Annotated in this window: 11 protein-coding genes; all 11 read right to left on the minus strand. The window is 57.8% G+C overall.

What is annotated here, in order from left to right; all coding sequences use genetic code 11:
- Positions 1-256 precede the first annotated feature (256 nt).
- Complete coding sequence (locus ADK28_RS30990; protein WP_048795730.1) at positions 257-1,648, minus strand: FKBP-type peptidyl-prolyl cis-trans isomerase N-terminal domain-containing protein; 1,392 nt, start codon at positions 1,646-1,648, stop codon at positions 257-259.
- A gap of 35 nt (positions 1,649-1,683) precedes the next feature.
- Positions 1,684-2,232, minus strand: coding sequence for a hypothetical protein (locus tag ADK28_RS32975; RefSeq protein WP_239686241.1), 549 nt, complete (start codon positions 2,230-2,232; stop codon positions 1,684-1,686).
- 145 nt (positions 2,233-2,377) lie between these two features.
- The gene (locus tag ADK28_RS11795; protein WP_048795731.1) at positions 2,378-2,722 is read right to left on the minus strand and encodes a hypothetical protein; all 345 of its coding nucleotides are present in this window, start codon (positions 2,720-2,722) and stop codon (positions 2,378-2,380) included.
- A gap of 473 nt (positions 2,723-3,195) precedes the next feature.
- Positions 3,196-4,272 carry a hypothetical protein gene (locus ADK28_RS11800; protein WP_152929693.1) on the minus strand — a complete coding sequence of 359 codons (1,077 nt, stop codon included), beginning with the start codon at positions 4,270-4,272 and terminating at the stop codon, positions 3,196-3,198.
- A 334-nt stretch (positions 4,273-4,606) separates the two neighbouring features.
- Complete coding sequence (locus tag ADK28_RS11805; protein WP_065426259.1) at positions 4,607-7,186, minus strand: fimbria/pilus outer membrane usher protein; 2,580 nt, start codon at positions 7,184-7,186, stop codon at positions 4,607-4,609.
- A gap of 32 nt (positions 7,187-7,218) precedes the next feature.
- Positions 7,219-7,998 carry a fimbrial biogenesis chaperone gene (locus ADK28_RS11810; protein WP_161802711.1) on the minus strand — a complete coding sequence of 260 codons (780 nt, stop codon included), beginning with the start codon at positions 7,996-7,998 and terminating at the stop codon, positions 7,219-7,221.
- A gap of 50 nt (positions 7,999-8,048) precedes the next feature.
- Entirely contained in the window at positions 8,049-8,759 is a 711-nt protein-coding gene (locus ADK28_RS11815; protein ID WP_048795734.1) for a fimbrial biogenesis chaperone, read from the minus strand.
- Positions 8,760-8,802: 43 nt separating this feature from the next.
- Complete coding sequence (locus tag ADK28_RS11820; protein ID WP_048795735.1) at positions 8,803-9,423, minus strand: fimbrial protein; 621 nt, start codon at positions 9,421-9,423, stop codon at positions 8,803-8,805.
- Positions 9,420-10,148, minus strand: coding sequence for a fimbrial biogenesis chaperone (locus ADK28_RS11825; RefSeq protein WP_048795736.1), 729 nt, complete (start codon positions 10,146-10,148; stop codon positions 9,420-9,422). Before ADK28_RS11825 ends, ADK28_RS11820 begins: the two co-directional genes overlap by 4 nt.
- 95 nt (positions 10,149-10,243) lie before the next feature.
- The gene (locus tag ADK28_RS11830) at positions 10,244-10,795 is read right to left on the minus strand and encodes a fimbrial protein (RefSeq protein WP_048795737.1); all 552 of its coding nucleotides are present in this window, start codon (positions 10,793-10,795) and stop codon (positions 10,244-10,246) included.
- 409 nt (positions 10,796-11,204) lie between these two features.
- Positions 11,205-11,606 (minus strand): tyrosine-type recombinase/integrase (locus ADK28_RS11835; RefSeq protein WP_048795738.1); only part of this gene is annotated, 402 nt, incomplete at its 5' end.

The following is an 11,606-nucleotide window of genomic DNA, read 5'->3' on the forward strand; positions in this document are numbered from 1 at the left end:
GACCGGCAGGCACAGCAACAGGCCGGTCATCAGCACCGTCAGCACGCACCAGGCCGCCAGGGCGCCCGATGCACCGTCCAGCCACGGCACGCGCGTCTCTGTCATGCTCCCCTCCCGCTTGTCGGCGGGACCTGTGCCCCCGCCCCACCCGGCCCCCAGGCCCGTCGCGGCCCGGCTATCCATACCCTTGCTTGCATTGATGTCTCCGTCAGTGACGTGTGTCCGCCGCCCGTGGCGGCGGCATGGTGTGCCGGCGTCAGGGCCGCGCGGTCACGGTGTATTTCATGGGCGTATAGGCATACAGCCCCGGCGGGACCGCCGTCGGCGGGTACACATCCGAGGCCAGGCAGTATACCTCCACCGTCCCGCCAAGGTGTCCCAGCGTCCCGGCCTGGTGCACCAGGTACGGCAGGCGCGCGTCCCAGGTGACCGCCCGGTCCTTGTCGTCCCGCAAGACCCGACCATCCAGGGTGCTCTCACGCACCGACAGGTGCAGCTGCTCGCCGGCCTTCAGTGCCCGGGTGCCCCTGACCGCCTGCACAAAGAACAACGTGTTGTTGCGCTTGAGCAGCGTCTTGCCGGCCGTCAGGGTCTCCAGCCGGCGGCGCCCCTCCGCGTACCTTGCCTTCTCCCTGTCGGACAGGCGGGCCACAACCTCGCCGTACCGGCTCTCCAGCGTGTGCGGATCAAGCAGGGAGCGCCCCTTCACCCCGTCCTCGACGCCGGCCAGGAACACCCGGACGTCCGGCGCTTCCCCAAGGTCGTGCTGCAACGCCAGGGTGCGGCGCAGCATGCCGGCCATCATCACGCCGCTGGCGTAGGTCTGCTGGGCCGGCGGGGCCTGCAGGTCCGGCTCCGCGTCTGCCGGTGAGGCGGGGGGCGCCATGGCCGCCCGGCGGGCCAGCGACAGGCTGCTCTGTGCGGCCGCCAGCTGCGCCTGCAGGGTATCGCGGGCCTTCTCTGCGTCACCCAGCCGGGCCTGCAACTGCGTGACGCGGGCGGTCAGCGCCGGGTCTGCCGTTCCGGAGTCTGCCGGTGTTCGCTGCAGCCGGGCCTGCAGGGTGCGGATGCTGGCCTGTGCCTGCGCCAGCTGCGTCTGGGCCGCCTGTTGCGCCTGCGAGGCGTCCCCCACCGCATCAAGGCGAGCCTGCAGGGCGCTCAGGCCGCGTTGCAACACCCGAACGGTCTGTTGCGCCACGCTCCGGTCGTGACCGGCGGCGGTCAGCTGCTGCATCAGGGCGTCCCGGGCCTGCGTGACCTGCGTCGCCGTCGCCTGCGCGGTCGCCAGCTGCGCCTGCAGGGTATCGCGGGCCTTCTCTGCGTCACCCAGCCGGGCCTGCAACTGCGTGATGCGCGCGGTCAGCGCCGGGTCTGTCGTTCCGGAGTCTGCCGGCGTTCGCTGCAGCCGGGCCTGCAGGGTGCGGATGTCGGCCCGGGCCCGGACCAATTGCGCCGTCAGGTCGGCGACGCGCGGTGACCGCGGGGCCGGTACCCCGGCGGCGGGGTGCGCCGGTTGCGACACCCGGACCGGCGGGGGGGCTTCCCCCGGGACCGTGAGTCCCTGCACGACAGACAAAAAGGCCTCGCCGTCCGGCGTGCCCTGCGCCCGTGCGCCGGACGGCGCCAGGGCGGCGAGCAGCAGAAGCACGGACAGCCTCCGCGGTGACACTCCGCCCACCCCGGTCATGCGCCCTTACTCCGCGCCGGCAGGCTGCCCTTTTTGAGTTCGGTCAGCAGGGACTGGGAAATCCCGTGACAGGCGTCGTTGACCTTGTACTGGTACAGGGGCGTAATGGTATCGGTCGTGCCGGCAGACAGCTCGGCGGCGATGGAGGCGTAATAGCGGGCGGCCTGCAACTGCCGGTAGAGGGCAGCCACCTGCTGGCGATACGCGCCGTTGTCCAGGGCGGCCAGTTGTTTGGCCTCAAACAGACAGGTCTGCAGCTGCTGCTTCAGGCCGGGCGGCAGGGGGGATGCGAGCGCATCGCGCGCCTCGCCCGGGGTCTCCGGCGGGGATGCGGATGGCACAGGGGGTTCCCTGTGCGGTGTGCCCGCCCCGTCCGGCCGGGCGGGCGTCAGGGGCAGGGCCGTAACGGTCCGGCGCCCGGTGTCGGGGGTGGCGTCCGGGCGTGCGGCCGGGGCCGCACAGCCGGTCAGCAGCAGGGTCAGCAGCAGCCCCGCGAGGGGGGAGCCAGGGTGCAGCAGCGAAGGCTGCGGGCAGCGTGTTGTCACAGGGTTCTCCATGTTGTCCGGGTGGGCCCGCAGGCCCGGTTGTCGCCTGTCATATTCGGGGGCTATCGCCCACCCCGGGCGAGCCTCCGGCCGTGTCGTCGTATGCCGGGGCTTGCGAGGATATGACATCGTGATATTCAGTGGCTCAGTTCATCGTGATGGTGTGGGTTATCTGGGCAGACATCGCGCCATAATGGCCTGCCGCCGGATCTGTGCTCTGGCGGTTGGCCGGTTCAACGTCTATTTGGCGCCTCAACTGATTTAACGCATTCGGCACCCGGTCAGCCGTGATGTCACCGCACTGAATGGCCTCTCCGTTCAATAACCTGTCGAAAGCAGCTCCAGTGGGACCGGTAGCCCCTTTGGAGGTGAGCCGGAAATCACGGCAGTCAAGAGTCAAAGGCTCGAACCCCACAGGCGGCCAATCGGCATTGGTAAACAAGGTGCCGATAGATGAACCGTCCAGCCACGGCATGCTCGTCTCTGTCATGCCCCCCTCCTGCTTGTCACCGCACTCTCCCGCCGGTCGTGACCGGCGGGACCTGTGCCCCCGCCGCATCCGGCCCCCCAGGCCAGTCGCGGCCCGGCTATCCATACCCTTGCTTTCATTGATGTCTCCGTCAGTGACGTTTGTCCGCCGCCCGTGGCGGCGGCGTGGTGTGCCGGCGGCATGCGCCAGCCCCGGCCGGTCCGTCGATGACGGACAGCCTGAGAGGTACCGGACCGCCCGGTGCCAGGGCCGCGCGGTCACGGTGTCTTTCATGGGTGTACAGGCATACAGTCCCGCCCTGGTGCAGCCGCTCGCCGGCCATCATCACGCCCCTGGCGCAGGTGGACACGAATGCACGCTGGGGCAAATAACAGGGGAAAACACCGGCACCCAGCATCTCCTTCACGGTGATACGTACCCTTCCCGGCCCCTGTAGCAGACCGCTGCCTCGCAATACAGGGGCATCGCGCCCTTTAAGCCGACTCAACCAGATTCGTCCAGACATCAATCGTCAAGGCCGATTGCCCCGAACCGTACACACTCTCGCCCTGAAACAGGAACGGCGTGAACTCCAGCGACAGGCGTTGAACCGTATTATGGTCAGCATCCGGCTGTATCCACGGCAACAGGAGTCTTGCAGGCAAGGGCAGACTTCCAGGTGCGATGCTGCTGCTCCCCTGTTTCGTCAGTGCAAAACCAAAAGAAGGGTTACTGGATGCATAAAATGAACCGCTGTACGATGGACTTCCCTGGGTTGTCCGGTATACCACGGGGCCGTCAAGATACAGCCAGTTGCGGCCTTGCCACGGCGCCCCCGCCTGCCAGCCAGAGCACGACGCCGTGACCGTCACCGCTTGGGCCGGCGCCCCTCCGGTGGTCAGTGTTTTTTCACTCACAATACCCCAGTCCAGGCTTGCCTGAGACAGCGACACGGTACAGGCCGTCGGCTGCCAGGAGTCTGTACCGCCAGTGCCGATATTACGCAAGGAGCGGACCAGCGTGCCGGCATTTTGGGTACTTAAGCTATACAACAGGCCCGCGGGGCCCTCAGAGCCATCGCCCACGCCAACAATACCGCCACAAAACAGGGGGCCGCCTGACAACGTACCCCACGCTCCGGTATTCGGGCTGTTTAGGGAGCAAGATTGCTGAAGATCATTATAGGCCACCCCCGCCGTCCTGCTATTTGTCACCCCCTGGAACGGTGAAGCACTCACGCTCATGGTGACTTCGCGTTTGCCTGACCCCGGACAGCGTATAAAGGCCATGCCCCCGCCCATCGGGGGGACCATCACCGTATCGCCCGGGTAGTTGGCGCTGGCGGTTCGCCCTGTGGCATTCTCGGTACACACCAACTGAACACTGGGCGCGTTCAGGTTGGCCCGGTTCCAGGGTAACCCCTCCACTATGGTCGATTCACCAAAGGTATACCCCTTGACCGACGTCACCGCCCCGGTTGTCGTGACGCTGTCAACATCAGTATCACGCGACGTTAAGCCGGATGACCAGATATACCCCAGCCCCTCACTCTTGTCGCTGTCGGAGGCCATGCAGATGACCCGACTGCTCTGTTGTGTTGCCGGGACCAAAACAAGCGCGCCAGGATTGACAGTGACATACCAACTCGCGGCACGGTGTGCGCCAGGGGTTGACACCCACCCTGTCGCTCCCGAGTGAGGGACCAGCTGCGCAAGCACCGTACGGCACGACGGTACCTCTGCCCTGGCCGGCAGCACTGTCATCAGGCCCATCATGCCCAGGGCGAGCACAGATAAGGCACGCACAACCGATACTGTCGATATGTGTCGCTCTACTCTGCCCCACGGGCGCCGCCTCAAAAAACCTGCACGGTTTGCTTTCATACGTTCCTCCGTCTCCCCAACATTACTGGCATTGTGCCGTCAACTGTGTCAGTGCAGATGCGTTGTCACGCACGTGATATGAGGCCCGGCATTGCTGCTCTGGGGTATTGCCCCATTTTGCCTGAAGACGCCCCTTTGGCGGCATCCCGGTCAGATACACCCTCCCACCATCACCAATAATTCCCGTCGCCTGAATATCACTGCCGACCAGCGATACGGTTGCCCCGAAGGGAAGCGGCAGACCATTACGCAACAGGGTCATCAGCAATTGCCCCCCAATGCGGACATGATAATCGGCCATCACCACCGCCCCGCGGGTGGGATATAACGACTGGCTGGTCTGCTCAATGTCAGCGCCATCGGGTAACGTGGATGGGTCAATGGATATGCTGTTCCTGCGGTAAGGCGTTACTGCCGGGACGACAGCGTAGCCTCGCCAATCGGTCTGTATTCCGTTGCTGACGGTCGCCCCGCTGACCCCAGGCGCCCGCACCAGTACAGCGCCATCACTCAAATTGCGGGCCAGGGTCACGCCATGCTGATGCACCAATACCCCTCCTGATACGCCGTAATTATAGTTTTTGTACGTCCCCGACTGACTGTATCCCACGCTGGCGTTACCGTTACTGCCCTGATAACCCAGATAAAAAGAGCTGGCCGGCTGCTGGTTGGCATTCCCCCAGGACTGCTGCGCCCCCCAACTTAACCTGTTGTCGAGCAAGATCCCGTTAACGCCTGTCGTCTGGTTTACCCGTCCCTGACCGTCATGGGTCATGCCATAACTGGCATTGATATTCTGTAATGCCTGCTGCGGTCCGAATAGACTGAAGGGGATCTGCATATTCAGCGAAAGCTGACGGTTCTGCGGGTATTCACCGAATTTTTTTATCCGGTCGATACTGTAATTCAGCCCCACAGAGACACCTTTAATCATCATGTTATACCCTGAGCTCAGGTTCGTATCCGTTCGCCCCCCCTCCCAGTACCGTGTCTGTGACGCACTGAGGTAAAGGCTGCCGAGTCGCCCCACTGACTGTCGAAGATTCACCTGCATGGTGCTGCGACGTCGGCCTAATGCCCAGGGAACCTGACCGTCGCTCAGGGGGTATCCCATACTGTTGATATCGCTAAAGCTATAGTAATCCTGGGTAGAATACCGGTAAGCCGCCAGGTCTATCCCTGTCCCGGTCGCCATCAGATCTTTTGAAAAACGCACCCGATACGATTGCCCCGTCTTCCATGCATCAGTATGGGCCCCCATGCCGGGGAGTTGTGCCCGAGACAGGGTCACATCCATCGACATCGCGCCGATGACCCCCAGGGATACGCCGGTCCCGACGACGGCGGACTGATAGTGGCTTGCGAGCAATCCCCCACCATAGGCGGTGACATTATGGGGTAAGCCATATACCAGCGTCGCCATACCAAACGTTGATGAACGCGCCCCATCCGTCACATTCCCGCCGTAGTATTGTCCCAGGGTGACTTCATAACGGGCTCCCCCCGATCGTTGCATGATAGGGAGGGTGGAATAGGCCTGCCTTGACACGTGAGTGGTTCCATCAGCCTCCCTGACCGTCACCGTCAGGTCCCCTGAGTTCCCTGCGGCATACATATCCGTAATACGGAAAGGGCCAGGAGCGACCGTGGTCTGATAAACGGTATACCCGTTCTGTGTCACAGTGACCAGGGCATTGGAATTCGCGGTACCGGTTATCACCGGCGCATAGCCCTGCATACTGTCAGGCAACATCGCATTATCGGAAACCAACTGAACCCCACGAAACGGGATACCGTCGAAAACCTCCCCTCCGGTGCTGGACTCCCCGGCCGTTAACTCCCCCCGGAGGAACTGAACATCACGTTGCAGATACGTGTCCGAGGCATGCCACTGTCGTCTCGAGGCGTCATCAGAAACGCCATTACCATAATGCGTATGAGTCCAGGTGTACGTTTGCGTGCTGCGTAAACGCCAGGGGCCGGCATTAATACCATTACGAAACGTTGCAAACAGGTTTTGGGTATTCGACCTCCCAGAGAGATTGTCGTAAACCCCTTTAGACCCATTGACGTTATAATTCATGAGCAATACGGGGATCCCCTCATCCCATAAAGAAGGATCCACTCTGTCACGGACACTGGGTTGCATTGACGCCTGGGGAATACTCACGTCAAGCCGCAAATGAGAGAAGTCAAACGTTACTGCAGACTGGGGGATCAACGCGGGCAGGTCTGACACAACCGTATCCATTGGCTTGCCCTGTATCGCCGCGATACCTTTCACATTAACCCCCCAGTCATTCAGCTGAGAAAGCGTAAGTTCAGGAACAGTATTACCCTGATGCTCCCTGAAATTTAATGACCGGGTCTCCACCTTGTTTTTATTCATATAAATATCGACCGGATACCGGCCCGGCGGAATATACCCCAGCCGTTCAAAGGCAGACAAATCAACCCCGGCATCTTTGCCAAGAAACGCGGGATTGAAATACTCTCTCGCCTCGGCGTGATGACCAAATATCAACAGACCACTAAGCCACATTGCGATGGGTCTGAAACGTAATTCCTTGCAAAGGGAATTGCTACCGTGGAGTCGCGTCATTGATTAATTACCCTGGCTGTATATTTCAATATTTATTGACGGTGAGTTATCGTTGCCTGATGGACGTTTTTCTCTTGGCCGAACACCCATGAAATTTGCCCTTCCGCAGTTATTTTTACCGGGAAATCTCGTGTTGATTTAGGCGAAACAAACCCATCCATGATGTCCTGTCCGACATTCTTTCCATTGATGCTCACGTTATTAAGATGAATAAAATAAGGCGTTGGATTGTCGACGGATAGCCTGTCCCCGTTACCGTAAAAACGTAACTTTTTCACCACGTCACTGTTATTCCGTGCCGGGATACCCGTTGGGCGATAAAAGAGGCGTATATTCATTCTCACCGCAATCTGCAGCGTCCCTGTCGCCGGGGGGGTGCCCTGCGCGGTTATTCCGGGGATGGCTGTAATGGAAACAATATAAGCAGACTCTCTGTCTTTGGGCAGATTATTCCCGACGGTTCGAATGCGAAAAGTATACTCCCCGCCGGCCTCCAAACGGGATAACGGGGGAAGAATGACCAGATCCGACGATAAGGCCTCTGTTTTTCGGTTTCGTCCCGTTTCCGCCTCCATCGCCCGAATACTGCCTTTCAACAAAAAAACGTGTTGAGAATGATTGGAGATTGTCACGCTTTTCCCGGATGGGTTATCAGCCTGGCTATAATTCAGAACCATGGGTGAAAATCGCAACCCGTCCTGTCGCTCATCGGCTAACAGCGTCGCAGGGAGCAACATGCAAAAAAATAACATCACGACATGACGCACATAAAACCTGTTTATTGTATTCATTTTATCGTTACTGAGCGCCATACGCGCCCCCTGGATGTCTGCATTAATCATGGCCTGAGGAATTTAACGCGTTATCGCTCAGTCACCCTTCCCTCAAACCACCCTGTGTCACCGCCATAATCATCGATGAGTGACCAGTGCACGTTTTTGACCCAACCCTGTCCTGAATACGTCTCACATTTGAAGGGAGGTAACATTGATGGAACCGTGTTCAGGTCCATCGGACTGTCATCAAAAGTCAAACGGTTGAATGACACATAATAGGGGGTGGTATTACACCCAGATATTGTATGCTTATCGTTATACCATCTAATGCCTTTCCAGGTTTTTTCCCCTGGACGTGCCATCAACGCCGGCCGCAAAAACATCTTGATTCTCATACCCACCCCGACAGCAAACTGAGACGCCACATTATCAATCGGCTCGGATGACGGAATGGCTTTTATATACACATATCTCAATAACTCGCGTTCCGTTACGTTATTGCCCCCCGCATGAATAATGCGCAAGAAATTCGCCCCATTCGACTCCAGTCGGAACAAGGGGGGGGTGATAAACATCGTATTATCCGGCTCTCCTTCATCGTCCTGCACACTGGCCTGAACTAACCAGGAATGGTTTGTCGTATTTTTCACGCCAAGAGACTCGCCTTTCGAACCGGAATAAAAAACCACCCTTGTCTTATCCGCACTTATTCCTCCCGCCTGAACGAAAGGAGGCGCGAGGAATAACAGCCCCTGTATTCCAAATGCAACACCGTTCTTTACCCAGGTCAGCCTCATTCTTCAGCCCTAATAATGTGATTAAAACCAGACGGCACGCTTATTAATGAAAGGTAATGATGAAATTCAGCGTTGCTTTTAATATGCCGGAAGATATAGACTCGCCAATGGGTTTATGAACAACATCGACAAAAAAACTGACGTCCTGGTCAGTGGCGGCCTTACCGACAGAGGCCAAATCAATAAAATCACCGTTGGTTAAATATCCGCCATCCTTCCCGCGGGAGGTATCAACATTCTCCGTGCCGGGCATAAGATAACGAACACCAAACCCAATATTGCCAACCGCTGTCGATGAGTAATCCCGAAAAATTCGGTCATTAGACGTTGCATCAGTAACACCCAGAAGTTTTACTGCCGGCGTTGCCCCCGCCTTTTGCGCCGACGACGGGCAATTTCTTATGTTCAGCGTGATTTTCTGATTTCCGCCTGCACTCACATGCCCCGCTTCTTCGGCCAAATCCGTCGAGGATAACGTTGGGAACACGAGGGTCGGTGAGGTTGCCACGGCAACATCACAGGTTGCCATTTCAAGGATCATACTTAGCGATAATTTTCCTGGCGTATAAGCGGCCATGGCGTCATGCGTGGCCCCGAAAGAAAGAAATATCACCGCCACAGCGAGTATCTTCTGTGTCAACCAGGTGGGCGTCTGTGTCGTCACAGGAGACTTCCCTTGCAATTAACTGTGCCACCGTAATCGGTAATCGCTGCCCAATCGATGCTGGCTGGCGCATGCACGCCTTTTACCTTCATCTCCTCATGCGATAATGGCGCCACCATTTTCACTGGCTGCGTCTGTGACATGCGTTCCTTTCCGCCAACGTTGAAGGAAGCAAAACTCACAAAATAAGGGGAGTTATTCGTGATGTCGATCCCTGCAGAGGTCTGCTTGAACGTCAACATGCAAAACCCTTTTTCAGGCGGCACGGGTAAACCGTCCGGCCGATAAAAAAGTTTTATCATGTTGCCTAATCCAATCTGAACCGCGCCATTTACTTTTCCGTCAACCGTATTGCCGTCCGAGCTGACAGGGATGGCCTTCATCGTGAACCAGAACAGGGATTCACGATCGGAAGGTAAGTTCCCCCCGGTTTTGATAATTCGTACCCGGTTTTCACTTTTTGCGGCCAGGCGGAAAATAGGCGGTGTCGTAATAAAAGGCGCGTCTCCGCCATCCATGCCCGAGGACACCGTGACCTGGGTAAGGTAATCATCATCTTTCGTCGTGTTACGCACTGTCGTTGCAACACCGTGACTCTTTGCCGGATAGATGATACGTAGTGCATTAATCCCCACGCCGTCGGCCAACACCGGCCGGGCAAGAACCCCTGTTCCAACAAAAACCGAGACGATAAGTATTTTCTTCATCATCGCGTCTGACATCATATTATATTCTCTGCTTAGCTGATTAAGTCCGAAACAGGACAGTGAATACGAACATGATGGCGATATGGGTATCCATATCGCCAATAAGCACCTAATTAGTTATAAACGAACGTAAAGGTGATGGGCGCAGTCACGCTCCCCGGTTTGGGTTTGCCTACAGATGCGTTAAGCAGACCGACATGAAATTGCGTTGATACGTTATTAATATCAGCTAATGGCGCGCCGGCTTTCACAATCTGGACGAGGTCGCTATTATGAATCAATTTAGTGGGATCCGTCCCGGTATAGAGACCAATGGCAAAGTCAGGGCTTGGACCGTCTGCGAAGTACTGTGTACCCGACGACGTGGTTGGCGCCGTAATTTTAATTGCCGCCTGACCCGTCGTCGCGATAGGCACCCCCGCACAGTGACTGGTCAGGACGCTGAAGGCCTGCTGGGTTTGAATGTGAAGCTTCCCCGCCCCCGAGTCGAAGTCGGCTGGGGAAGCTACACCCAGATCGATTTTGTTAGCATCCACACCCAGGTCACAGGTCACAGCACTCACGCTACCACTCACGGTCACCGTCGTAGATGGCGATGCATGAGCCATATTCACACCACCGATAACAGCCAGTGATAACGCCGCTAATTTAAAAATGCTTTTCATTTGTACAAACCTCTTTCTTTTAAAATTGTAGAGAATCCACACACTGTAGTTAGTTCGGACACATCAACCTGACAGAATCTGATGTCCATTCGGTTTGACATTTAGGACCATTTTGACAAATGTGGTTACAAACCAGTGCAATCCACCGGTTGTTTAGCGGTTGACAGGAAAAAATGCCGCCATAACGTAACGGGAAGCAGAACCTGTGGAAAAGAAAAAGCAGGGACGCGACAGGGCGGCATGTGTCCAATTGTAATAATCGGAAATCCAACCTAAGTTGTTAAAAGAAATAAGAAAGGTCTGAATTGTTGCAAGGGGGTGTTCGCGAAGAATATTGAGGTTTTACAAAACGATACACTCTGGGGCGGGGCGCCGGCCTGAAAAAACTGGCGGCGGGTTACATCGGCATTTACACTGTTTGACAGTTTGGTCCTAACTGTAAAACTTCTCGCCCTTCCCGTAACTGCCACACATCCCGAAAACGCGCCGCATTGCTGGCGGTGTACCGCACCGTGTGGCGGATGTTGCGGTGCCCCAGGTAGTCCTGTATCAGCCGCGTGTCCACCCCCCGGTCCGCCAGCGCAAACCCGCAGGCGTGGCGCAGCATGTGCGGGTGCGGGTCGACCACGATGGCCGCCGCCCGCCCCAGGTCGCTGATGACCTGGTAGATACGCTGGCGCGTCAGCGGTCCGCCCTGGCGCGACAGGAACAGCCAGTCGCTCTGCGCGCCCTTCATCGTTGCCCGCACCGCCAGCCACGCCTGGATGGCGAGGATTTCATTGTGCAGCAGCGGGTGGCGGGTACTGAAGCC

Source organism: Serratia sp. 506_PEND (assembly GCF_001076875.1).
GTDB classification, from domain to species: Bacteria; Pseudomonadota; Gammaproteobacteria; order Enterobacterales; family Enterobacteriaceae; genus Serratia; species Serratia marcescens.

Bases quoted from the DNA above. Each gene is read 5' to 3' on its own strand.
- ADK28_RS11795 (WP_048795731.1), bottom strand. From the start codon at position 2,722: ATGACAGAGACGAGCATGCCGTGGCTGGACGGTTCATCTATCGGCACC.
- ADK28_RS11800 (WP_152929693.1), bottom strand. From the start codon at position 4,272: ATGGCCTCCGACAGCGACAAGAGTGAGGGGCTGGGGTATATCTGGTCA.
- ADK28_RS11805 (WP_065426259.1), bottom strand. From the start codon at position 7,186: ATGACGCGACTCCACGGTAGCAATTCCCTTTGCAAGGAATTACGTTTC.
- ADK28_RS11810 (WP_161802711.1), bottom strand. From the start codon at position 7,998: ATGGCGCTCAGTAACGATAAAATGAATACAATAAACAGGTTTTATGTG.
- ADK28_RS11815 (WP_048795734.1), bottom strand. From the start codon at position 8,759: ATGAGGCTGACCTGGGTAAAGAACGGTGTTGCATTTGGAATACAGGGG.
- ADK28_RS11825 (WP_048795736.1), bottom strand. From the start codon at position 10,148: ATGATGTCAGACGCGATGATGAAGAAAATACTTATCGTCTCGGTTTTT.
- ADK28_RS11830 (WP_048795737.1), bottom strand. From the start codon at position 10,795: ATGAAAAGCATTTTTAAATTAGCGGCGTTATCACTGGCTGTTATCGGT.